Raw genomic sequence first — 23860 nt, 5'->3', positions numbered from 1 at the left:
AGTTTAGGTAAACAAGCGGGTTTATCCTCATCTCTTTATTCGGATTGTGTGGATAACTCGAATTCTGTCGTTTGAATGGTCTGATTGCGATAATACGTCACCAGAATCGTTTCACCTGGTACTTTTTCTTGATACAAATATTTTCTTAAATCAATCATGTTCTCTACTGGTGTTTCATCTAGTTTAACAATCACATCAAGCGCTTGTAAGCCAGCATCATCTGCTGGTGAACCTGGGACAACCGCATTGAGTACGACGCCTGATTCCACGTCTTCAGGTAAGTTTAACGTCTCTTGCCAGCGGTCTCTTGGCACTTCCATTAAGCTGTAGGCTTCAATCCCTAAAAAAGCTCGTCTCACTTGACCGGTTGATTCTAACTCTTCAATGATCGGAATCGCTTCGTTAATTGGAATCGTAAAGCCAATGCCCTCGACACTTGATTCAGCAATTTTCATCGAGTTAATGCCAATGAGATCTCCTTGAGTGTTTAACAATGCGCCCCCACTATTCCCTGGATTAATGGCGGCATCTGTCTGCATCACTTCGACTTGCCAGTCGGCTTGGTTGTTGCCCGTTAAGTCTATCGGAATCATTCGCTCTTTTCCACTAATGATCCCTTTTGTGACTGAACCAGATAAGTCAAGGCCGAGAGGATTGCCTATCGCAATCACATCTTCCCCAACTTTCGTGAGGTCAGAGTCACCAAAAGTAATGGCCTTCTCAATCGGTCCTTTCTCAACTTCAACGACCGCAAGGTCTGTATAAGGGTCCGTGCCAAGGATGTGTGCGTCTAATCGCTCACCAGTATAAAGAACGACGCGTACTTCAGTTGCGCCTTCTACGACATGATGGTTTGTCACGATATAAGCCTTGTCACTCGACAGTCGATAGATGACACCCGATCCTGTTCCGCCTGATTGTTGGGGAAAGAGGCCTAAAAAGTTCTCACCAACATTTTCAATACCGACGACCGTCGGTGTCGCGTGTTCAATCATGTCCGTTAAATCTGTGATTTGTTCCGTACGGATTTGTTGAATCGGTGTGTTCTGTCTTAAATCTTCCTTATCCACGATTGTGTAAGGTAATATTCCTGTGCTTGCGATATACGTTAACACGACCGCAAACAGAAAAGCACCTAAGATAAACGCGATTAAAACAGCTAACCACTTTCGTTCACGTCGTTTATAGCGGTAATATTTTTTACGTGTCCCATCATCATAGTAGACCATCTTTCACACATCCTTTAATCGTTTAAGTGATAGAGTGCTGTTGGTTCATTTGGATCGGTATCAAAGATTTTGAGGCCGTGATTAATCGGAAAATCTTTTTCAGTTAAGTGTTGTTCTACGGCCATACGCGCTAAGTCTTTCATATTGTTATCTTTACTTAAGTGGGCTAAGTAGATACGCTTCGTGGTATCTGAAATAATATCTTCTAAAGCAATAGCGGCGTCTTCATTCGAGACGTGGCCATAGTCACCTAAAATACGGCGTTTCACACTCCATGGGTAACGTCCCATTTGTAACATCGAAATATCGTGATTTGCTTCAAAAATGAGCGCATCGGATGCTTCCACTGTTTTTTTAATCCGTTCAGATACGTAACCGAGATCGGTCACGAGCGAGACTTTCTTACCGTTATGATGGAACGTGTAAAACATCGGGTCAGCCGCATCGTGTGAAACGGCAAATGATTCAACATCAATGCCGTTAAAACATTGGACTGTCTCCATATCAAAAGTAAACTTTTGATCAACTGGCAGTTTGCCGAGCTTACCATCCATCGCCTGCCATGTTTTTTCATTCGCATAAATCGGCAGCTGATGTTTCCGGGCAAAAATACCAAGCCCTTTGATATGATCGCTATGTTCATGGGTCACGAGTATACGTGACAAAGATTTTGGATCGACATCAATCGATTGAAAGAGTTGGTCGAGTTTTTTTCCACTTAAACCCGCATCGACCAAAATGCGTTCGTTGTCTGTGCCAATATAAAATGCATTGCCTGAGCTACCTGAGGCAAGTACAGAAAAGCTTAAAGTCATTCAGATTCCACCTCAGTTAATTGATGATAAGATGTGACAAACGGCTGTCTAATCGAAGACAACAACGTGTCTTCTTCTGCCCGGTCCTCATCTAATGTGTAATACGTATACTTGCGTGATGAGGCTGGGTTTAACAGCTCGACAAAGTCATCGAGTGTTTCGGTAATAAAGTTTGTATATTGCGGATAATCGTGTCCTTCAATCGCATTAATGAAATAATCAACGGCATCATTCACACTGACTTGCCACGTTGGATTAAGTAACTGTTCTCCATTTGGAAGTGAGACAAGGTTATGGTAACCAAGTTTAACGCCTGTGACTTCATCACCTGTCTTTAACATATTAGAATTGTGGTATAACCGGTAGACTGCGTCATACTCCGTGATCAGTGTTTGTTCACTATCTTCTTGTTCTTCTTCAACAATATCCAGCGCACGCATCATATAATGCGTCATTTCACCAGCCTCATTGACTTTAACAAATAGGACCGCTTGTGTGTTATAAAAGATCGGATAGTTAATCCGCTGGAAGAAAACGACTAGTCCTGCTTCTTCTAAGTAGCGATACTGATTAAAGCGACCACCTAGATACACATGTTGTGCGAGTGCGGTTGTTAGGGCTTCATCGTCGTCAAGTGGGAGCTGAACAGGTGCGTTCATCCGGGCATAAAGGGTCGTATCATTCGCAACGACTACCTCTTGATTCGTCAGTTCTGCTGCAATATTTTCTACTTCATTGAAATTATAACTATTGGTATACAGTAAGGGGGCTTGATGCTTTTCTTGATCTAATTGTTCAAGCCCTGAAATATTTAATTCTAGCTCTTCTTCTTTTGACGCTTCCGGTAACGCTGAGAGTGTTTCTTCTCCTCGGTCAAGTAGTTGTTTCGCAAGAAACACATTGAGCACAAGGAAACAAATAATAAATAACGATTTAATTTGACCCCATTGCATGCGCCATCCCTCCTTTTGTCTCTTCTAATGGAAGAACGAGTGGACTGTAGCCATACACACCTTTGACATACCATGTTGGTGTGAGCGCATAAACTTGCCCCTGACTGTCTGACTGTTCTGTCAGTCGGTAACCTAATACGACGTCATAAATGGCGGTGCCTTGATAGTTTGGACCATTTAAAATCTCTATCACTTCTTCAGCATTTGGAATATTCGTCGTATCTTGACCAATCCCACGTTGGTCTAACATCATAATGAGCGGATGATAATATTGATAAATACTATCATTGTGCCAACGCACCATAATTTCGGTGAGATCCCGGTCATAGAAAATGGGGGTCTCTTGATACGTTAAGGTGTACGTCACTTCGTTAGTCGCTGCTGTTTGATTAATCCCACTTAATTGATAGCCAAACGGCTCTTTAAACGTAAATCCTAAATGTGTATTAATAAAACTTTGAACTTCTTCAAACAATTGATTACTTGATAGGCGTTCGGATTGATCGAGCGGTTCGTTCGTTGGATCAGTAAATTCGATCCCCCGTCCATCAACAATCATCTCTCTGGTGCCGTCGATATAGTTCGTATCTCCACCATACGTATAAGCACTGCGTACAATCGATGGTTTACTAAACAAGAGATTAATAAAATCCTCTTGATTTAGTTCTGTATAAGCAAACAATTTTGTTTGTTTTGTGACTGTCTCTGGCAAATAAATCAGTGATCCTCTCGTGCCTTCGAAAGTGAGGTAACGATTGGGTGATTCTTCGGCGTTAAATACTTGCGTAAAGAGCGCGAGATTTTGCGTGTAGTTTTGCGCATTCGCCACAATCACTTCATCATCCGCATCGTTCACAAATAGGATTTGATACAAATCATGGCCTTCTAAGAAGACAATCCGATTAAAATCACCTGTCGGTATATAGGTCTCTGCATCCACATTAAATAAGTCCATAATGACGCCACTAGGTAAGGCGGTTTGATAAACAATTTCAAAACGATTACGTTCGTCTTTATACCACAGCTCATTCATCGTAATTTTAGAAAAATTATATAATGATAGATTCGCCAGCGCTTCATTAAAGCGTGTCATTCGTTCTGTTGACTTTAACCCAACAGGTTCATCTAGTCGTTCATCGTGACGAATCATCTCGACCGGTTTAATGACTTCTGGACGTGTAAGACGAACGCCACCATCTAATTCAGCATCGATTAAGTCTTCTTGTTCTGTCTGCATCTGATAATTAGGTTGATCACTCCAAAGTGCAAAAGTCAGGACTAAACTTGACGTGATCAGCAATATTAAGATAAACGATTTAATATGTTCGATAGGCATTATGACACCCCTCGTTTTCGTGCGATTAATGGCAAAGTAAAGAAGACTTTTGTTCCTTTACCTTCTTCCGAATCTGCCCAAATTTGCCCGTGATGATTTTGAATAATCTCTCTTGCGATCGCAAGACCGAGTCCCGTCCCACCGAGTTGACGTGACCGTGCCCGGTCAGCACGATAAAAACGATCAAAGATTTTATCAAGTTTATCAGGAGGAATCCCTGGTCCTTGGTCTTGAATCATCACTTTGATTCGGTTTCTTTCTTTTGTCACTTTAAAGCGAATCACACCTTCTGGTGGTGAATACTTTAAGGCGTTCGACATAATATTATCAATGACTTGAATAATTTTATCTTTATCCATCCATAAGAATATACTATCTTTAGGAATCGTTCGATCGATGCGGACTGTTTCATCCTTATTCATTTCAAAACGGTCGAGCACATGATGGAAAAACGGAATGACATTGACTCGCTCTTTCAACATATCCATTTCTTTATGGTCCATTTTAGATAACTGGAGCAAATCATTCACTAAGCGTATCATCCGCTCTGTTTCATTTTGGGTGACTTCTAAAAACTGTGGGGCAATGTCTTTGTTTTCCCATGCTCCGTCAGTTAATGCTTCTAAGTAACTGCGCATCGTGGTGAGTGGCGTTCTTAACTCATGAGAAACGTTTGAGACAAACTCACGACGTTCTTTTTCGACTTTCTCTTCCTCAGTCACATCACTTATTACTGTGATTAACCCGCTAAAACGCTCATACTCATCTAATACAAACGTGAAGTTGGCTTTTAGTAAAAAGAACTGTTCATCATCGCTCATATCAATCGTAATGGACCCAGAGTCTTGCATTTCTAATATATCCACCGTTGATTCATCGATATTTAATACTTCAAATAATGATTGGCCTTTTAATTGTTCCAACGTTTGACCTAAGAGCACCATCGCTGGCTCATTCATTAACGTAATCTCACCTTGTTCATTGGTAGCAATAACACCGTCTGACATATTGGATAGAATAGAACTAAGTTTTCGCCTTTCTTCTTCAGTAATTAAGTTAGCGACTTTAATCCGTTCTTTCATTTCATTAAACGTATCGGCTAGTTGACCAATCTCATCGACACCATACACGTTTACTTTTTGCGAGAAGTCCCCTTCAGCCATAATTTTTGCTTGTTCGCGCATTTCAGTAATCGGTTTGGTAATAGCTTGAGCGACGAGGATACCAACAAGAGCACTGATACCGATTGCAATTAACGTCCCATTTAAGAAAATCCGATTAATACTTTGTAGTTGACTATAGACATCTTCCATCGACGCTTCTAAGTAAATCGCACCAAGTGATTCTTCTTCGTTACTCGTAATTGGAATAATGTGTACGAGATGACGTTCACCTGTTTGAGAATTACGTTCAATCGAGCGAATTGGGGTTCCAGACATAATCACTGAGCGCACCCGACTTTCACCAGAGACTAGCTTACCAACATCGGTCGCCTCGGTGTTTGTTCCCACAATTCGAAATTGACGATCAACGACTTGAAGACGTGAGTAGTCATCATCACGGCCATAAAAAGCTAATACACTTGCGATTTCTTGTTCTAGAGTCAAACCATCTTCTGTTTCTGTCCGGTCTTTCGTAAAAGCTTCCCGAACATTGTAATTAAGTACTTCTAAACGATCTTCAATCGAATCTTCAAAACTTTGCTTTAAATCGGTCTCTAGTCGCTGAGCAAAATAGGCACCGATGACCTGGATCGCTAGTAGTAACAGTAAAATCATAATAGCGATAATTTTCCAGCGGATCGATTGAAAGAAACTGACTTTCTTCATAGCATTACTCCTGTTCAGGATTTCTTAAATAATAGCCGACCCCGCGTCTTGTGATTAACCAAATCGGGTGACTCGGTGTATCTTCAATTTTTTCTCGTAACCGTCTTACGGTCACGTCTACTGTACGTACATCTCCGTAATAGTCATAACCCCATACCGTTTCTAGTAAGTGTTCACGTGTCATCACTTGACCGATATGACGTGATAAATAATGCAACAGCTCAAACTCACGGTGGGTAAGATCTACTTGTTTGCCTGACTTTGTCACACTATAGAGATCGGGGTGAATGACGAGTTGTCCCACTTCAATATCATTCGATTGCTGACTTTCTACCGGTTGTTGTTGCCGACGTAGATTTGCTTTCACACGAGCAATCACTTCTCGGTTACTAAATGGTTTGGTGACATAGTCATCTGCCCCTAGTTCTAACCCAAGAACTTTATCGATTTCTGAATCCTTAGCCGTCAACATAATGATCGGCATATTGTGCGTTTTACGTACCTCACGGCACACTTCATTACCATCTTTATTCGGTAACATAATATCTAAAAGAATAAGGTCAGGGTTTTCTGCTTGTGTTTTTGCGATCGCTTCATCGCCATCGTGTGCACACACGACCTCATACCCTTCTTTTTCTAAGTTGAATTTTAATATATCTGCGATTGGTTTTTCATCATCTACTACTAATATTTTATAAGCCATACGTGATCCTCCTTCGATTATTCACAGCTACTACCATTTTACCTCACTTCACGCTAAATTAAAAACTAAACCGTTTTAAAAACCGGGTACTGTGCGTCTCCAGACTTAAAAAAAGCTATATGATTAGGTACACAAATGATTTCATAATCTTTTGTAGACACGATACTACGGCTGAAGAAACGCCTAAAAATTAGTAGAAGCGCTATAAAATCAAAGGTAGTAAACCTGAAAAAACAGTGATCTAAGTTATTCTGATTTACAATGAAACTGGTACGAAAAAGTAAAAAAGGACCAAAAACTTAAACGTTTCTGACCCTTACATATCTTAAAATAACTAGACTAATTGAACTACCCCCACCTAACATTCTCACGAATGTTTGAGGAAGGGGATTCCGTAAGGACACCCTAAAGGGGACCCATGCTCGTTCAACTAAGCATAGGTTTTTCTACTTTCCAACCTTCGCAAACCTATTTTCTCAACATCTGTTAAAGCATACTGGGGAAATAGTGTATTCCAGGAACACAACTTGCTTTGATCGAATCGTTCTGTCTGGTAGAACGCATGCGTTCTGACAAAAGACAGGGTACGCATCATATACGCCCATTGCGCCCAATGATGTAGACCTTGTTTCTGCTCTGGAACAAGTGAATACAACATCGGTGGGAGTATTTCTTTAAAACCCATTGCCCGACGGGCAATGACATAAGCGGCTGCCATGTGAATGGACACACCGAGTCGCTTCATATATTTCATCTTACCAATTTGACTTGTATAAGCAGGGTTCACAACGTAGACAGCAACCCCCATTTTTTCGGCTCTTGACTTGATTGCTAGGATCATCTTTTGATAAGCAAACTGACTCATTCGTCGATTCGCTTTTTTGTTTCCATAGGGACGCGACACTTTGGACCGTGTCGTATCCAATCTTTCAATGGCGAGTGGTTTATGCTGTTTAACAGCATAGTCAACCAGGGCAATAACCTCCGCTTCTATGATTTTCGTTACCTGCCCACTGGTTTTACCCTCTAAGTTAAACGGAAGCGTGAAGGCATCCACACATTGACCAATGTCGTTGACATTAGCGACAGCGATATGATTTACATTCAAATCAACACCAACCATACCTGTTGATGTGGAGGTATTCAAATAAGGTGAAGCCGGCACATCGATTAAGCATTTAACGATATAGTAGTCACCATGATCCTCAAGCGACCAGCCAATAGGCTTCCCGTACTTTTTCTTATCTTTCAGGTTCATTTGTGTCTGAATGGCACGATTGACATGATCTTGACCATAAGGAAAAACAACGTCAGCGAGACGAATGACGCATTGGTCGATCGCCTTAAAGGTAAGGGTATGTGTCTCTGGGTGATAATGAAAGACAAAGTTACCTGATTTGGCGTCTTTCCGTCCTGAAATGGTCATCTTACCGTAACGCGCCGCTGCCCAATCTTTCTGCCAACGCTCAGGATGAGCGTGATAAGACTTTTGTGTTAACCGGCCGCGCGCGAGTTTTTTACTCCCGAAACACACACCCGCCACTTTGTTTGACAATCCAATCAATTGTTTTTCATATCGATCTTTCTTAAAGTTCAACTGACCCAAACGAGCCTTTAGGTGTTTGATTTCAACATCAAGGTATTGATGTTCAAAATCATAAGCACAGTAAAATAAGCGTGTGGAATGCTTATATGTCACAACAAAAAAGGCTCCTTTTTGTTGTTCACGTGACGTTTTATTGAACATCGGCGTTCCTTTGACAAAAGAGCCTTTTATCTTTTGAAGGGTCGTCAAGCGCGCCTTTGTCGCTTTTATTTTTCTTTTTACTGCGTTGATTTGTTCTTTTTTATTACGCATATACATTGTCTTTAATTCTTTTTGCGCGGATAGAAGCGCCCGTCCTTGTTGAACAGCACTGTTCGCATAATAATCATTTAAGCCGTAACGTTGTTTTAACCGTTGATGGATGGAGACGGAACTTTTCTCTTTCGAGCCCCTAAGCTCACGGACCTCCGCTTGATACCGAAAATGTTTGGCTTGATTAAACACCCGGAGGGTGTGATCCATGGACGTAACAAAATCAGGGTCGATCTTATACTTATATAAGCAATTTGAAAAAATAGCCTTCAGGCCCATGATGCCCACCCTCTCTTTGTTTGTGTCGATCATTGTTAACGCTTTAATTATACCATGAAGAATATATGTTTGTCACTTCAAAAATATTCCGAATCAGCGATTCATCACCCACCTAGTGCTAACGCACTTGAGGAAGGTGTCTTCTCGCCCTAAAACGATAAATTGACTCTCGTTTCCCTGCTTTGATCACAAGAACTAAGGCATGATCATCATGAATATCACATATCAATCTATACTTTCCTATTCGATAACGCCACAATCCGCTTTTATCAGCTGTTAAGCCTTTCCCGGTCCAACGTGGGTTCTCACACCCCTCGATATTTTTATTTAATCAAAGTAGTATTTGTTTTCGAATGGGCTTGTCTAACTATAAAACTCTTTTTGTGCACGTTTATCAAACTCAACATGATACTTCACAAATCTTCAGCCTTCATCATGTCTTGAAGAGAGACAGATTGACCGGATAAATTTTTAAGAGCTTCCGATCCTGCTTCCAAATCTAAATAATCTTCAATTTTTTCTGTTAGAGCTTGTTTCATTAATGTTGACAAGGGTTGACGAATTAGTTCTGCATAACTTTGAAAGAATGTCTCTTCTTGTTCGTTCAATCTTATTTTAATAACGCGCATCATATTCACCCCTTAGCTGTATATTAATTGTATTACATTGTAATGCAGAAGTCGATTTTCTCATTTCCTTATGATGTCTGCTTCTACATTAATTTAACCATTGAACTTTCCACTAAATATTATACAACCAATATTCTAACGAATGTTTGTGAAAGGTGTATTCTTGCTCTAAGACGATAAAAAACCTCCATTACTGTTTCTCGAAGTAATGGAGGTTTCATCCTTGTGTATTATTTAGTAAAGTACTGTTGCTGGGTTAATGTTTGACCCATTCTTTAATACTTCAAAGTGTAAGTGAATGCCGGTCGAACGACCTGTTGATCCCATTGTACCTAGGACAGCACCTTTTGGTACGGTTTGACCAACGTTCACACTAATGTTTGAAAGGTGTGCATAGAGCGTTTTATAACCATTATTGTGGTTAACCACTAAGTAATGACCATAACCACCTGCATCATAACTGATTTTCTCAACGACGCCATTATCACTGGCGATGATGTTGCGGTTTGATGGGCGAGCAATGTCAATCCCTTTATGGAATGAACCCCAACGTGGTCCGTAAGAACTTGATAAGTAGCCACCAACAGCTGGCCAGCTAAAATCACCCGTACCGCGTGATGGAATGACTTTAGTTCCTTTTTCAATTGTCTTATTGACGACTTCTTTTGTTACGGTTGATTCAATGACTTCTTTTGTTGTCACTTTGCCGTTTACAAGCTCCATATCGTATGTCACATCTTTAGCGCCATCGCTACCTTCTGTGATTGTACGTGTTTCACCTTTATATAACGCATCTGTTTCTTCTACGATTGTTTCAAATTTAATCACTTCTTCAACTTGTTTCTCTTGTTTAACAACCACATCAACAAATGGTGCATAGGCTGTGACGTTGATTTCTTGATCTAATTGAAGAACGGATGATTCTGTTAAATCTGAATTAATATCAAGCAATTGATCAAGAGTTAAATCGTATTGCTTGACGATACTAAACAGCGTATCACCTGTTTGTACAGTGTGAATCTTATCTGTTAGTGTGCCTTTTTCTAACAATCTTAAGCCTTCATCTACTGATAATAGGTCGTCTTCACTAACAACACTTGTAGACGTTTCAACAGGACGAGAGAACGTAACATCTTTAATCACGACGTTATCACGTACCACTTGCTTTTCATCAGACTCATCAGCTGATAATTCATTTAATACATCTTCACTGACATATTGTTTTTGATAGTTAAATAGTAAAGTATCAATCGCTTCTTGGTCTTTAAAGTAACCCACTGTTTCTCCATCAAATTGAAGAGCGGTTGCCTCGACATCAATCTCTAGAGCGTCTTCGACTTGTTCAATGGTTGATTCTGTTTGGTCAGTCAATTGAAACGCTGTTTCTTTCACAAAAGTCACGTCTTGTTTCACACCTAACGTATAGGCATCCTCACGCTGTTTTGTTTCTTGTTCGATCGCTGTTTCAATCGCTGTTTCCACTGCTTCTTTATCGTTCACAGGACCGATATGTACGTCATCAAGGTACACATGATAGATCGTGTTCAGTTTAACATCCCCACTTGCGTAAGCAACGTTTTGTTGGATGTTTAAAGCTCCAACAACCAGGGTAATAAGAAAAGTAGTGAAGAGCGCAATCAATATATTCTTTTTTGTTATATGTTTTGTTAATTCGGGTAGCATAGTTAAATCCTCCTATTAAGGAATGGCTAATTTTTTCGACTCTTGTAGCTTACCATAGGTAGATTTAAGAATGAAACCCTTTTAATCATAATGTAACATAACTGTATCATACCTGCCATTTAACGGAAATCACCACTATTCCTTCTATCCAATCGACGTTTAAGCATCGGTTTTTTTGGTAAGAAGAAGTGACTAGGCATAAGTAATCGGCTTTATCTTGATACTGAGACGAGATATTGAAAGGCCCATCTACTCAAATGGTAGATGGGCTTCATTGTTATTTTACGATTTTATGACAAATGTATGTCATCTGCGTCCAATGATTATAAACGGTAAACGTTTTGAACGATATTCGTTTGGGTACGGTCTGGTCCGACTGAAAAAATTGATAAGGAAATCTCGGATAACTGTGCAATACGCTCTAAGTAATGACGGGCATTCGCCGGTAAATCATCAAGTGATCGTACACCGGTAATATCTTCTGTCCACCCTGGAAGTGTTTCATAAACAGGCTCACATTCGGCAAGAGCCTTTAAGCTGGCTGGAAACTCTTTAATAAGTTCACCTTGATAACGGTAAGCAACACAAATCTTAAGTTCTTCAATGCCTGTTAACACATCGAGTGAGTTAAGTGAAAGATCAGTAATGCCACTCACACGGCGAGCATGTCTCACGACAACACTGTCAAACCAGCCGACACGACGCGGACGACCTGTTGTTGTGCCGTACTCTTTTCCAACTTCACGAATCTTCTCGCCAATCTCGTTATCGAGTTCTGTCGGGAAAGGACCGTCACCTACCCGTGTCGTATAGGCTTTAGATACGCCAACCACGCGATTAATTTTAGACGGACCGACGCCAGAACCAATTGTGACGCCGCCCGCAACAGGATTAGATGATGTCACAAAGGGATACGTTCCTTGGTCAATATCAAGCATGACGCCTTGTGCGCCTTCAAATAGTACCCGACGACCATGATCAATGGCATCATTTAAAACAACCGACGTATCGACGACATATTGTTTCACTTGTTGCCCATAGTTATAATACGCTTCAAAAATATCATCAAAGTTAAGTGGCTCTGCATCAAACATTTTAGTGAACAGTCTATTTTTGGCTTCTAAGTTTTGGGTGAGTTTTTCTTTAAACACTTCTTTATCTAATAAATCCGCCATCCGGATACCAATCCGAGCAGCTTTGTCCATATAACATGGGCCGATCCCTTTTTTCGTTGTACCAATCTTTAACGCACCTTTTTGTTCTTCTTCTAAAATATCTTGCGTAATGTGATAGGGTAAGATGACATGGGCGCGGTTACTGATCCGTAATTGGTCCGTCGCCACATCACGTTCATGTAGGTAGCTCAATTCTTCAACAAGAGCTTTAGGGTCAATAACCATTCCGTTACCTAACACACTTATTTTTTCTTTAAAGAAAATCCCGGAAGGGATTAAGTGTAATTTATACGTCGTGTCATCAAACTTAATCGTGTGCCCAGCGTTATTTCCCCCTTGATAACGCGCGACTACTTCGGCATCTTGTGATAGAAAGTCGGTAATCTTCCCCTTACCTTCATCGCCCCACTGCGTTCCTACAACTACAACTGATGTCATTTACCGCACCTCATACTTTCCGTTTGTTTTTTATATTCACTTTTAATAACGTTCGTTTTTTGAATTAATATAGGTTCATTTTATCAATTAAATGTCTTTTTAACAATGAAAATACGAATAAAATTAGAAATAATTGATATAGTCTTTCGATTAAAACTATCTTTATTTTAGATAAACATCTATTGACTAGCTTGTCCGTTCTTGTTTTTGTCTAAACAAGCATGAGTCTTTTCTTTACGCTCACTCATTGTTATCATGACGACTCTCTTTACCTATCGTGCGTAAAAGACAACATTTAATTAGAAGACTAAAAATAATAACTCTACTGTGACCATAACAAGCTTAAGAAGCGTGATCGTCGTTTATGGATGAACTAAAAAAGCCCGGCACTTTCTATCAAGAAAGCGCCGGGCTTGTTTTAGGCAGAGGGAATATCCTGTGCCGAGTATTTATGGTCTAAGTCAACAAACTTGTTGTACTCCTTCACAAAGGCAAGTTCAACGGTCCCTACCGGGCCGTTACGCTGCTTAGCGATAATGATTTCAATAATGTTTTGTTTTTCTGATTCCTTATCATAATAATCATCACGGTATAAGAAACCAACAATATCCGCATCCTGCTCAATGGAACCTGATTCACGTAAATCGGACATCATCGGCCGTTTATCTTGTCGTTGTTCAACCCCACGTGATAACTGAGATAAAGCAATAACGGGTACTTCTAGTTCACGAGCTAACCCTTTTAAGGAACGAGAGATTTCTGATACTTCTTGTTGCCGATTTTCTTTTGCGCTTGCGCCGCTCCCTTGAATGAGCTGCAAGTAGTCAATCAAAATCATACCAAGACCATGTTCTTGTTTAAGACGGCGACACTTTGAACGAATTTCATTCACACGTATACCAGGTGAGTCATCAATGAAAATACCGGCATTAGATAAGCTCCCCATGGCCATTGTTAGTTTCGTCCAGTCTTCTGCTTCTAAGTTACCTGTTCTAAGGCGCTGAGCATCGATATTACCTTCCGCACATAACATACGACTAACGAGCTGATCCGCCCCCATCTCTAAACTAAAAATAGCGACATTTTCATCGGTTTTTATGGCAACATTTTGTGCTACATTTAAGGCAAAAGCCGTCTTACCAACGGAAGGACGGGCGGCCACAATAATTAAATCGTTCCGCTGGAAACCTGAAGTAATGTGATCTAAGTCTTTAAATCCTGTTGGAATACCGGTAACATCACCACTTTTTTCGTGGAGTTGTTCAATGTTATCATAGACATCGATTAGGACATCTTTAATGTTTTTAAATGCATTCGCATTCTGACGATTACTCACATCAAGAATGTTCTTCTCAGCTTCACTTAAGACATCTTCTAATTCATCTTCACGATTAAAGCTTTCGGTCACAATATCGGTGGCGGTTCTAATTAACCGGCGTAAGACAGACTTCTCTTCAACAATTTTCGTATAGTAACCAATATTCGCAGCTGTTGGAACAGCATCGGCAAGTTCAGTTAAATAGCTAACGCCTCCTACTTCTTCTAACAGTTTACTGCTGTTTAATGCATTCGTCACCGTAAGTAAATCAATCGGCTCACCACGGTCATTCAGCTGCATCATTACTTGGAAAATGCGCTGGTGGCTTGGACGATAGAAATCTTGTGGAATAAGGAATTCTGATGCTGTCGACATCGCCTCTGGTTCCAGAAAAACGGCACCGATAACAGCTTGTTCTGCTTCTGTACTATGTGGTGGGGTTCTTGTATCTAGATATTCTTCACTCATCATATTCACTCCCTTAACGTATGTTTTCACCACTCGGATGACTAGGTAAAAACAAAGAGAGGAATGACTCCTCTCTTTTTTAAGTCCTTATTGTTCTAGTACGTGTACTTTAATTTCACCTGTCACATCGTTATGCAGTTTCACGGGGACATTGGTGTAGCCAAGGGAACGAATCGGTTGATCCAGCTCAATTTTACGCTTATCAATTTTAATCTTATGTGATTTGTGTAGTTCTTCGGCAATTTGTTTACTTGTGATGGAGCCAAATAAGCGCCCACCTTCACCCGCCTTTGTTTTTAATGTTACTTCTAGTTTCTTTAACTCGTCTCTTAATTTTTCGGCTTCTTTTACTTCTTCTTGTTCTTTTTGCTTTTCTTTATTCTTTTGTGCTTCTAAACCTTTTAAGTTACCAGCCGTTGCTTCAACCGCTAAGTTATTTTTCAGTAAATAGTTACGTGCGTAACCCTCTGATACATTTTTCACTTCACCTTTTTTGCCTTTACCTTTCACGTCTTGTGTAAATATGACTTTCATTCGTCATTTCCTCCTTCGAATAATTCATCTAATATTTCAAGAAGCTGACCATATGCTTCTTCAATCGACGTATCTGATAGTTGGGTGGCTGCATTCGTTAAATGTCCGCCACCTTCCATTTGTTCCATCACGCGTTGCACGTTCACATCGCCTAATGACCGGGCACTTATACCAACCCGTCCATCACTCCGCTCTGAGATCACAAAAGCAGCTTCAATACCGCTCATCGTCAGCAACGTATCCGCTGCTTGAGCAATCACCACGGGGCCAAAACTCTCGCCTTTTTGTGCCCGGGCAATAGCTACGCGTCCATGATGGATGATCGCTTGTTCAATTAAGTGCGCCCGCTTAATATAAACATCTAAATCTTCCTCTAAGAAACGTTGCACTAAAATGGTATCTGCCCCTTTAGAACGCAAGTAAGAAGCCGCATCGAAAGTTCTTGAGCCTGTTCTTAACGTAAAGCTCTTCGTATCGACAATAATCCCCGCAAGTAGAGCAGTTGATTCTAGACTTGTCAGTTTTAATCGTTTTGGCTGATACTCGAGTAATTCTGTAATCAATTCAGCCGTTGAAGAGGCGTAAGGCTCCATGTAGACTAAAATAGGTTGATCGATAAAGTCTTCGCCGCGGCGATGGTGATCAATGACGACCACATGTTCAGTCTTATTGAGCAGCTTTTCCTCTTGAACAAGCGCTGGTTTATGGGTATCAACAACGACAAGTAAGGTTTGTTTTGTGACCATTTCTAACGCTTCTTCGCGAGAAATAAAGTGTTCCGCTAGAGACGTTTCTTGTACCTCGCTCATCAAACGATCGACACCTGTATCGAACTCTTCTTCATCAAGGACCACGTAAGCTTCAACATCATTACTTATCGCCATTTTCAAGACGCCAATCGCTGAACCGATGGCATCCATATCCGGATTCTTATGTCCCATAATCATCACTTGTTCACTTTGGATCACTAAGTCTTGTAAGGCATGTGAGATCACCCGGGCTCTTACACGCGTCCGTTTCTCCATCGGGTTTGTTTTTCCGCCAAAGAAACGGACCTTTCCTTCATGGTCTTTTAATACAACTTGGTCACCACCGCGCCCTAAGGCAAGGTCTAAACTAGACTGTGCTAACTCACCAAGCTGTGGCAAAGACAAGTCACCATAACCTACACCAAAACTTAACGTGAGCGGAACATTTTTATTATCAGAAATGAGTTCACGTACTTCATCTAAGACATCGAATTTCGTCTGTTCTAACTCTTGAAGAATTTCTTTGTTTAGGATGGCTAAGAAGCGTTCCTGTGAGATGCGCTTTAAATAAATACCATAACGATTCGACCACTCATTTAACAATGACGTCACATCAGAGTTCACATGACTTTTTGCTGTGTCGTCCATCCCCGAAGTGATTTCTTCATAGTTATCTAAAAAGATAATCCCCAACACTGTTTTCTCTTTAGAATAGCGGGTTTGAATATCGATTTGTTTTGTACGGTCAGAGAAATAAAGCAACCGTTCTTCTTTTCTAATCGTTACTTGAAAGCTTTTGTCTTCGACATCAATAGTCACTTGATCTTTTTCTTCTTTAATGGCTTGTAGTAACTTCTGATCAAACACGTCGAGTGATTCACCGACAAGCGTATCAGAATCACTAAAACCATTCATAAAGCGATTGGCCCATTCAATCTGGTAGTTCTCACTATAGAGAACAATACCAATCGGCATCTCAAGCAAAGCTTCTTCTCCGACCTTCTTCACCCGGTGTGAGAGGGTGGAGATATATTCTTCTTGTTCTTCTGTAATTTGATGTTCTTGCTTAATGGTATAGTACAACGCAAGACCTAAAAGAATGGTCATAAGTAAACCAAGTGGCCATGCGATAAACCATGTAAACCCTAAAAGTAAAAAGGACAGCACATAATTAATCACAATGTGTCTTTTTAGTTCTGGTTTCCTCCACCATTTTTGCATCGTCTTCAACTCCTACTAATCTGAGGATTGTGTCATTATTTTAAGCGTTTCCGTAACATAAAGCCTATATCAATTATACCTAAGATTCGGGTCACGTACAGACCTACCGGTAAAATCACTAAGCCAATGACTAAAAGAACAATCCCTAATGCTTTTGACTGCTTCTTATACTGTAAGTAGTAGAACATAAATGATAGTCCTTGAAGAGAGAATAACAGACCAAAGACAACTAACATATTCATTAACACAATCGTAATAAAAGCGTCTGAACCAAAATCAATAAAGTCAATCACTATCACGAGTAAAAAGAGCCAAATAGTTGCTTTTGGTAGTTGCAAACGATAAAACGGTGGAAACCGGAAGGTTTCTTGATTAATTTTGTTCACAAGTTTATAACTGATCCACTGCAAGATTAATGCAAAAACAAAGGAACCAATGAGTAGAATAGCCGGTAAAAGATCTAAAATAACCAACATTTGTTGTTCGATTGATTGTAGCATCTCCTCAGTCACTTCAATACCTGTCCCTTGCATCAATTGTTCTGACTGCATGAGCGACTCTTGAATGATCAAACGATATTCCGTCATTAGACTGATTCCCATCACATTCTCAATCACAAAGACAAGTAAAATAAAGCCGACCATATACCCTAGCGTTCCTTGTGCTAACGTTTCATATGGATGTTTCTGTTTGCGCATCGCTTCCCCTACTAATATCCCCACAACAATCGAGAGACCAGCTAATGGTAAAGAAATTAAAAATAACGTAAAAGCAAACAACAATGTGCTCACTAAAACGATGCCACTCATTAATAATCCACGTTTATATCCATACTTGTAAGTGAAAATAGTTAACGGTACTGGCATTAATGCGACAATGAATAAGGTAGCTGCTGGTAAGATCGATGCGACGACAAGTAATATGATAAATAGCGCCCCATAGACCACCAAATCCTTAATCCATTGGTTGTTTTGTTCTTTCATACATACACCTCAATATATTCATAGATTTACGACTGTTCTTTTTAAAGTTACTGTTCAGTCATTTTTAATTAAAAGCACCTCTCTAAGTATACCAAATAACCGCCGCTTAAAACAGTTTCCTAAGTGATTCCATGGATAGAACGACTCGTTTCATGCTTAAATAATTATAACGACTCAGCGTTGAAAGCACAAATCAAAGGAATATAGATCTTATTATCAAAATTTTTCGAAAAAACTCTGTCGTTTTGATTGTTCCTTGTTATAATAGAAACCAAAGATAATAGTGACTGGAAACGGGGGAAATATTATGTTAAAGACGATTTGTTTTGATTTAGATGACACCCTACTATGGGATAAGAAAAGTATTCAAACAGCCTTTGATCAGACGTGTGAATCAGTAAAAGGTGTTGACAGTAAAGCCTTAGAGGAAGCTGTAAGAGACGCTGCCAAGCGCCTCTATCAAACTTACCCAACATATGAACATACCCAAATGATTGGGATTAATCCATTTGAAGGTCTATGGGGGACCTTTGATGACCCTGGTGAAGCTTTTCAAAGTATGAAACAAACGATACCAGGTTATCAATTAGACGCCTGGAGAGAAGGTTTACTCGCACTTGGGATCGATGATAAGATACTAGCCGAAACATTACGTGACCGATTTATTTCAGAGCGTAAAAAACACCCCTTTACTTATGAAGAAACTTACGAGGTACTTGATACCTTAAGAGAAGACTATACCTTGTTATTACTGACAAATGGTGCCCCTTCCTTACAACGTTTAAAATTAGAGATCACACCTGAGATTGCTGAACGATTTGATCATATTGTTATCTCTGGTGAATTTGGTCGTGGTAAACCTGATCCCTCTATTTTTGAACACGCACTCACCCTAGCAGACACAAATAAAGAAGACGCGATTATGATTGGTGACAATTTAAACACCGATATTTTAGGTTCAAATCGGTTAGGAATAAAAAACATTTGGATCAATCACCATAATCAGACCGCAACTGATATTCAACCAACATATGAAGTAAAACATTTGAATGACGTATTATCTATTATTAAAAGCTTGTAACGAAAAGATTGTCTTTTTACGCGTTCTTTGATAGGATAATCTAAACGGACAGACAAATCCCTCACGCCTGTGAGGGATTTTCTTATGGGTTAACTCTCGTTAACCCATATCATCAATAAAGCCAACGGAGATAAATAGACGTTGTGTTTTTTTGAGGGGGATTTTTATGTATCATGCAGAATCATTTAAAGAAAAGTTTCACTTGTTTTTAAGAATTATGTGGCCAATTATGGTGACACAGATCAGTTTATCGATGATGAATTTAGTTGATACGGTCATGGCTGGTCGTGTTGGCACCAGTGACTTAGCTGGTGTGGCGATTGGTGCAAGCGTGTGGGCGCCTATTTTTACTGGTATGAACGGGATAACGTTAGCCGTTACGCCCATTATCGCTCACCATTTAGGTCGTAAAGAAGAACATAAGATTCATAATACCGTCATGCAAGGGATTTATCTTGCTTTTATGATTGCTGTCGTTATTATTGTTGCGGGATTATTTTTAGTATCACCCATTCTAGACATTATGGATTTAGATCCTAGCGTGCAGCATATTGCTAAAAATTATTTAGGTGGTTTAGCTTTTGGTATTATACCGTTATTTGTCTCTAATGTTCTAAGAAACTTTTATGACGGGCAAGGATTAACCCGGATTACGATGTTTATCACCATTCTTGCTGTTCCTTTTAACGTTTTCTTTAACTACAGTCTCATCTTCGGTAAATTCGGCTTACCTGCCCTCGGCGGTATTGGAGCCGGATATGCCACAGGGTTAACTTTCTGGATCATTCTTATCGTTAGTACGTTCATGCTGTTTAAAATCGAAGTCATTAGGCGTTTTAAAATTTTTGTTATTTGGGTTAGACCTTCCCTAACATCTTTTAAGGAGCAACTAGCTATTGGCATTCCGATTGGCTTATCTATCTTCTTTGAAGCCAGCATCTTTTCTGTCGTTACTTTATTAATTGGCACGATGTTCTCAACAACAATTATTGCCGCAAACCAAGTTGTCATTAGTTTCACATCGCTTATTTTTATGATTCCACTCAGTTTATCGATGGCGTTAACCATTGTTGTTGGTTTCTCAGTTGGTGGTAACCGATTAGATAATGCCAAACACTATAGTTTTATTGGTGTTTTAAGTGGTCTAGGTGTGCTCATATTAGCAGCTATTTTTATGTTCTTCAATCGTGAGTGGATTGCCAGTTGGTACTCTACCGATCCTGAGGTCATTAGTTTTGCTAGTAGCCTGTTTTTAATGGCGATTCTATATCAGATATCTGATGGAGCTCAAGCAGGATTACAAGGTGTTTTACGTGGATATAAAGATGTGAAAGTTCCATTTTTCATTGCTTTTGTTTCTTACTGGATATTAGGAATCCCTATTGGCTATTCACTAGCTCGCTTTACCGATTTAGGACCATTTGGTTTATGGGTTGGTATTTCAATTGGTTTAACAGGTGCTGCCATTGGTTTCTTAACACGGTTAAGGATTATATATCGCAAACAAAAAGAAGTCGTTACAAATCATTAATGACATACAGACATGAATACAAAAAACCGGCACACATAAGAGGGTGTCCGGTTTTTTACTATCTTCAAACATTCATAACTTCATTCATAGATTTTTTTATTTATTAGCATATCTATTTACTAGATCTAACACAGCTTTTGAATATCTAAATACCTAGATCATTTGTGTATAACAAACATATAAAAAGAGCTTCATTTAAATAGTTAACTAAAAATTTACCCGATAACTACGAGAGGGTAACGCTTGATTATATGACATCATAACGATGACTTCATCCTTAATAATATCTTCGTTTCTTTGGTGCCAAAGTCTTTTCTCAATTTTATATCCCATTCCATCTATTAAAATAATCGCTTACGGATGGGATTTCACCATGCTTTAGTCTTTTAAGAGTTCCGTTGAATTCCTAGTTAAATCAAATAATGTCCACCGTGGACGACCAAAACTTTTGACTGTATTGATTGTCTTTGCAATATTCTCTTCCCTCTCTTTGATTAAGTCATATCAGCTATATGCTTTTCAACGTCAGATTTTATCCTTATTTTACAAGTTATCCTACCCTTTTTCAAAATAAATATTAAAAAACCTATGTTTTCTTACTCACTTATATAAGTGAGAACAGAAAACATAGGTTTTATTGTTAGCAATTATTCTGCAACGTATGGTAATAAAGCCATTTGACGTGCGCGCTTGATAGCTGCTGTCAATTTACGTTGGTATTTAGCTGAAGTGCCTGTAACACGACGTGGAAGAATCTTACCACGCTCTGATACAAAACGCTTTAGTAATTCAACATCTTTGTAATCGATGTGTGTAATTCCGTTTGCTGTGAAATAACAAACCTTACGACGTTTTGAACGTCCACCGCGACGAGGTGCCATGTGAAATCCCCCTTTACTTATTTAGAATGGTAAATCATCGTCTGATATATCAATAGGTTCCATATTGTCGTTAGGAGAACCTGTTGGTTGACTGTATTGATTATTGTTTGGCGCTTGCTGTTGGTTCTGGTACTGATTGTCTTGATAACCTCCAGACCCTTGTCCGCCACCTTGTGGTTGACCGCCTTTAGAATTTCTAGATTCTAAAAACTGTACAGAATCAGCCACAACTTCTGTAATATACACACGTTTTCCTTCTTGGTTGTCATATGAACGCGTTTGGATACGACCGTCTACACCGACAAGAGAACCCTTACCCATGTAGTTTGCTAAATTCTCAGCTGGTTTTCTCCAAATAACACAGTTAATAAAATCTGCTTCACGCTCGCCTTGTTGATTAGAAAAAGGTCTATTTACAGCAATAGTGAAATTAGCAACTGCTACTCCACTTGCAGTATAGCGTAAGTCTGGATCCTTCGTTAATCTGCCGACAAGTACGACACGATTTAACATGAGAACCCCTCCTTATTAGTCTTCTAAGCGAATAGCCATGTGACGAATAATATCGTCAGAGAACTTAGCTAGACGATCAAATTCTTTTGTAGCTGCTTCTTCACCTGTATAATTTACAAGTACGTAGTAGCCATCACGGAAATCGTTGATTTCATAAGCAAGACGTTTCTTGCCCATTTCTTCAGCTTTCACATCTTCCGCTCCGTTGTCAGCAAGGATTGTGTTGAAACGCTCAACTACAGCTTTTTTAGCTTCGTCCTCAATGTTTGGGCGGATGATGTACATGATTTCATACTTTCTCATCCGTATACACCTCCTTTTGGTCTTAACGGCTCCTTAGTTTGCTAAAGAGCAAGGAGTAATAATTTTTCATTACTCACAATCAAGTATTATACCAAATAACCATTGTATTTTCAAGAGATTATCGAAACTTCTCTTAAATTATTTAATTATACGTTAAAACGGAAGTGAATAACGTCGCCATCTTTTACGATATATTCTTTACCTTCCAAACGTACTTTTCCGCGTTCTTTCGCTACAGCCATTGAACCAGCATCAACGAGATCATCGTAAGAGACTGTTTCCGCACGAATGAATCCACGTTCAAAGTCCGTATGGATAATACCGGCCGCTTGTGGCGCTTTAATACCTTTCACAAACGTCCACGCACGCACTTCTTGTTCACCAGCAGTGAAATAAGTTGCCAGACCAAGCAATGAATAAGTCGCTTTAATCAATTGATCTAAACCAGACTCTGGAATACCTAATTCTTCAAGGAACATGTCTTTTTCCTCGCCATCTAATTCGGCGATTTCTGATTCTACTTTAGCACTAATGATAATTACTTCGGCAGCATCTGTTGCCGCGAATGCTTTTACTTGTTTGACATACGGATTTTCATCCGCATCAAGTAATTCATCTTCACCTACGTTTGCCACATAGAGGATAGGCTTTTGAGTAAGTAAATGGAGTCCTTTAACAGTCTTTAGTTGCTCATCAGTAAACTCTACTGACCGCGCAGGTTTTTCGTTTTCAAATGCGTCTTTTAGCTTTGTAAGGATATCAAATTCTACTAAAGCATCCTTATCTTTTTGACGCGCTAATTTTTCCACGCGTTGGAAACGTTTTGTTACCGTTTCTAAATCCGCAAGGATTAATTCGAGGTTAATTGTCTCAATATCTGAGATAGGATCAACAGTACCTGATACGTGTGTGATATTTTCATCTTCAAAACAACGCACAACGTGACAAATCGCATCGACTTGACGAATATGTGAAAGGAATTGGTTACCTAGACCTTCCCCTTTACTCGCACCTTTTACAATCCCGGCGATATCTGTGAATTCAAAGGCTGTTGGAACTGTTTTTTTCGGTTTCACGAGCTCTGTTAATTTGTTTAAACGTTCGTCGGGTACTTCTACAATCCCAACGTTTGGATCGATTGTACAGAATGGATAGTTTGCTGATTCTGCACCTGCTTGTGTAATTGCGTTAAATAATGTTGATTTACCCACGTTAGGTAACCCAACAATACCTGCTGTTAATGCCATATTTCTTTTCCACTCCTTAAGGGTTTGCCACTACAAGTAACGTTACTGTCCTCATTATAGTGAGGGCATGTTTAAAACGCAAGTTAGATAACTGAATAAAACTT

The 23860-nt window shown here is 39.7% G+C and carries 21 protein-coding genes; 2 read left to right on the top strand and 19 right to left on the bottom strand.

Features of this window, described 5'->3' with window-relative positions; all coding sequences use genetic code 11:
• Positions 1–35: 35 nt before the first annotated feature.
• The 15 genes from BM390_RS00230 to BM390_RS00160 all read right to left on the bottom strand — a co-directional run bounded on the left by BM390_RS00230 (position 36) and on the right by BM390_RS00160 (position 18200).
• The gene (locus BM390_RS00230) at positions 36–1229 is read right to left on the bottom strand and encodes a S1C family serine protease (RefSeq protein ID WP_089852681.1); all 1194 of its coding nucleotides are present in this window, start codon (positions 1227–1229) and stop codon (positions 36–38) included.
• A gap of 14 nt (positions 1230–1243) precedes the next feature.
• Positions 1244–2044: an MBL fold metallo-hydrolase gene (locus tag BM390_RS00225; protein WP_062323665.1), complete on the bottom strand. Its 801-nt coding sequence runs from the start codon at positions 2042–2044 to the stop codon at positions 1244–1246.
• Positions 2041–2997: a two-component system regulatory protein YycI gene (locus tag BM390_RS00220; protein WP_062323667.1), complete on the bottom strand. Its 957-nt coding sequence runs from the start codon at positions 2995–2997 to the stop codon at positions 2041–2043. The genes BM390_RS00225 and BM390_RS00220 overlap by 4 nt, the downstream gene beginning before the upstream one ends.
• Positions 2978–4333, bottom strand: coding sequence for a YycH family regulatory protein (locus tag BM390_RS00215; protein ID WP_089852680.1), 1356 nt, complete (start codon positions 4331–4333; stop codon positions 2978–2980). Before BM390_RS00215 ends, BM390_RS00220 begins: the two co-directional genes overlap by 20 nt.
• Positions 4333–6162, bottom strand: coding sequence for a cell wall metabolism sensor histidine kinase WalK (gene walK, locus BM390_RS00210; RefSeq protein WP_062323670.1), 1830 nt, complete (start codon positions 6160–6162; stop codon positions 4333–4335). The genes BM390_RS00215 and walK overlap by 1 nt, the downstream gene beginning before the upstream one ends.
• A gap of 4 nt (positions 6163–6166) precedes the next feature.
• On the bottom strand, positions 6167–6865 hold the full coding sequence (gene yycF, locus BM390_RS00205; RefSeq protein WP_062323672.1) for a response regulator YycF: 699 nt from the start codon (positions 6863–6865) through the stop codon (positions 6167–6169).
• 430 nt (positions 6866–7295) lie between these two features.
• Positions 7296–9002, bottom strand: coding sequence for an IS200/IS605 family accessory protein TnpB-related protein (locus BM390_RS00200; RefSeq protein ID WP_177220581.1), 1707 nt, complete (start codon positions 9000–9002; stop codon positions 7296–7298).
• 118 nt (positions 9003–9120) lie between these two features.
• Positions 9121–9321, bottom strand: a complete 201-nt coding sequence (locus BM390_RS15820) for a type II toxin-antitoxin system RelE family toxin (protein WP_369676079.1) — start codon at positions 9319–9321, stop codon at positions 9121–9123.
• Between the two features lie 94 nt (positions 9322–9415).
• Complete coding sequence (gene relB / locus BM390_RS00190; protein ID WP_062322835.1) at positions 9416–9631, bottom strand: type II toxin-antitoxin system RelB family antitoxin; 216 nt, start codon at positions 9629–9631, stop codon at positions 9416–9418.
• Between the two features lie 234 nt (positions 9632–9865).
• Positions 9866–11314, bottom strand: a complete 1449-nt coding sequence (locus BM390_RS00185; protein WP_089852678.1) for a peptidoglycan DD-metalloendopeptidase family protein — start codon at positions 11312–11314, stop codon at positions 9866–9868.
• A 323-nt stretch (positions 11315–11637) separates the two neighbouring features.
• Positions 11638–12927, bottom strand: a complete 1290-nt coding sequence (locus BM390_RS00180) for an adenylosuccinate synthase (RefSeq protein WP_089852677.1) — start codon at positions 12925–12927, stop codon at positions 11638–11640.
• 418 nt (positions 12928–13345) lie between these two features.
• Positions 13346–14713 (bottom strand): replicative DNA helicase, encoded by a 1368-nt coding sequence (gene dnaB / locus BM390_RS00175; protein WP_062322833.1) that lies wholly within the window; start codon positions 14711–14713, stop codon positions 13346–13348.
• A gap of 87 nt (positions 14714–14800) precedes the next feature.
• Positions 14801–15247: a 50S ribosomal protein L9 gene (gene rplI, locus BM390_RS00170; RefSeq protein WP_062322831.1), complete on the bottom strand. Its 447-nt coding sequence runs from the start codon at positions 15245–15247 to the stop codon at positions 14801–14803.
• Positions 15244–17217 (bottom strand): DHH family phosphoesterase, encoded by a 1974-nt coding sequence (locus BM390_RS00165; protein ID WP_062322829.1) that lies wholly within the window; start codon positions 17215–17217, stop codon positions 15244–15246. The genes rplI and BM390_RS00165 overlap by 4 nt, the downstream gene beginning before the upstream one ends.
• A gap of 35 nt (positions 17218–17252) precedes the next feature.
• Positions 17253–18200 (bottom strand): YybS family protein, encoded by a 948-nt coding sequence (locus tag BM390_RS00160; RefSeq protein WP_062322827.1) that lies wholly within the window; start codon positions 18198–18200, stop codon positions 17253–17255.
• Between the two features lie 307 nt (positions 18201–18507).
• Between BM390_RS00160 and BM390_RS00155 the strand changes: the two genes are divergently transcribed.
• The gene (locus BM390_RS00155; RefSeq protein WP_062322825.1) at positions 18508–19281 is read left to right on the top strand and encodes an HAD family hydrolase; all 774 of its coding nucleotides are present in this window, start codon (positions 18508–18510) and stop codon (positions 19279–19281) included.
• A gap of 166 nt (positions 19282–19447) precedes the next feature.
• A complete protein-coding gene (locus BM390_RS00150; RefSeq protein WP_089852676.1) occupies positions 19448–20812 on the top strand; it encodes an MATE family efflux transporter in 1365 nt (454 codons plus the stop codon).
• 647 nt (positions 20813–21459) lie between these two features.
• Here BM390_RS00150 and rpsR read toward each other — a convergent pair.
• The 4 genes from rpsR to ychF form a co-directional block, all read right to left on the bottom strand.
• Positions 21460–21693 carry a 30S ribosomal protein S18 gene (gene rpsR, locus BM390_RS00145; RefSeq protein ID WP_062322823.1) on the bottom strand — a complete coding sequence of 78 codons (234 nt, stop codon included), beginning with the start codon at positions 21691–21693 and terminating at the stop codon, positions 21460–21462.
• A gap of 21 nt (positions 21694–21714) precedes the next feature.
• Positions 21715–22206 carry a single-stranded DNA-binding protein gene (gene ssb / locus BM390_RS00140; protein WP_062322821.1) on the bottom strand — a complete coding sequence of 164 codons (492 nt, stop codon included), beginning with the start codon at positions 22204–22206 and terminating at the stop codon, positions 21715–21717.
• A gap of 15 nt (positions 22207–22221) precedes the next feature.
• Complete coding sequence (gene rpsF, locus BM390_RS00135; protein WP_062322818.1) at positions 22222–22509, bottom strand: 30S ribosomal protein S6; 288 nt, start codon at positions 22507–22509, stop codon at positions 22222–22224.
• A gap of 146 nt (positions 22510–22655) precedes the next feature.
• Positions 22656–23756: a redox-regulated ATPase YchF gene (gene ychF / locus BM390_RS00130; RefSeq protein ID WP_062322816.1), complete on the bottom strand. Its 1101-nt coding sequence runs from the start codon at positions 23754–23756 to the stop codon at positions 22656–22658.
• Positions 23757–23860: the final 104 nt, after the last annotated feature.

It is taken from the genome of Halolactibacillus miurensis, from assembly GCF_900116255.1.
Taxonomy (GTDB): Bacteria; Bacillota; Bacilli; order Bacillales; family Amphibacillaceae; genus Halolactibacillus; species Halolactibacillus miurensis.
The sequence above is the reverse complement of the archived record's forward strand: the minus strand, read 5'-3'. Positions and strand labels throughout refer to the sequence as shown.

Coding starts and splice junctions, on each gene's coding strand:
- BM390_RS00230 (WP_089852681.1), bottom strand. CDS start 1,229: ATGGTCTACTATGATGATGGGACACGTAAAAAATATTACCGCTATAAA.
- BM390_RS00225 (WP_062323665.1), bottom strand. CDS start 2,044: ATGACTTTAAGCTTTTCTGTACTTGCCTCAGGTAGCTCAGGCAATGCA.
- BM390_RS00220 (WP_062323667.1), bottom strand. CDS start 2,997: ATGCAATGGGGTCAAATTAAATCGTTATTTATTATTTGTTTCCTTGTG.
- BM390_RS00215 (WP_089852680.1), bottom strand. CDS start 4,333: ATGCCTATCGAACATATTAAATCGTTTATCTTAATATTGCTGATCACG.
- walK (WP_062323670.1), bottom strand. CDS start 6,162: ATGAAGAAAGTCAGTTTCTTTCAATCGATCCGCTGGAAAATTATCGCT.
- yycF (WP_062323672.1), bottom strand. CDS start 6,865: ATGGCTTATAAAATATTAGTAGTAGATGATGAAAAACCAATCGCAGAT.
- BM390_RS00200 (WP_177220581.1), bottom strand. CDS start 9,002: ATGGGCCTGAAGGCTATTTTTTCAAATTGCTTATATAAGTATAAGATC.
- relB (WP_062322835.1), bottom strand. CDS start 9,631: ATGCGCGTTATTAAAATAAGATTGAACGAACAAGAAGAGACATTCTTT.
- BM390_RS00185 (WP_089852678.1), bottom strand. CDS start 11,314: ATGCTACCCGAATTAACAAAACATATAACAAAAAAGAATATATTGATT.
- BM390_RS00180 (WP_089852677.1), bottom strand. CDS start 12,927: ATGACATCAGTTGTAGTTGTAGGAACGCAGTGGGGCGATGAAGGTAAG.
- dnaB (WP_062322833.1), bottom strand. CDS start 14,713: ATGAGTGAAGAATATCTAGATACAAGAACCCCACCACATAGTACAGAA.
- rplI (WP_062322831.1), bottom strand. CDS start 15,247: ATGAAAGTCATATTTACACAAGACGTGAAAGGTAAAGGCAAAAAAGGT.
- BM390_RS00165 (WP_062322829.1), bottom strand. CDS start 17,217: ATGCAAAAATGGTGGAGGAAACCAGAACTAAAAAGACACATTGTGATT.
- BM390_RS00160 (WP_062322827.1), bottom strand. CDS start 18,200: ATGAAAGAACAAAACAACCAATGGATTAAGGATTTGGTGGTCTATGGG.
- BM390_RS00155 (WP_062322825.1), top strand. CDS start 18,508: ATGTTAAAGACGATTTGTTTTGATTTAGATGACACCCTACTATGGGAT.
- BM390_RS00150 (WP_089852676.1), top strand. CDS start 19,448: ATGTATCATGCAGAATCATTTAAAGAAAAGTTTCACTTGTTTTTAAGA.
- rpsR (WP_062322823.1), bottom strand. CDS start 21,693: ATGGCACCTCGTCGCGGTGGACGTTCAAAACGTCGTAAGGTTTGTTAT.
- ssb (WP_062322821.1), bottom strand. CDS start 22,206: ATGTTAAATCGTGTCGTACTTGTCGGCAGATTAACGAAGGATCCAGAC.
- rpsF (WP_062322818.1), bottom strand. CDS start 22,509: ATGAGAAAGTATGAAATCATGTACATCATCCGCCCAAACATTGAGGAC.
- ychF (WP_062322816.1), bottom strand. CDS start 23,756: ATGGCATTAACAGCAGGTATTGTTGGGTTACCTAACGTGGGTAAATCA.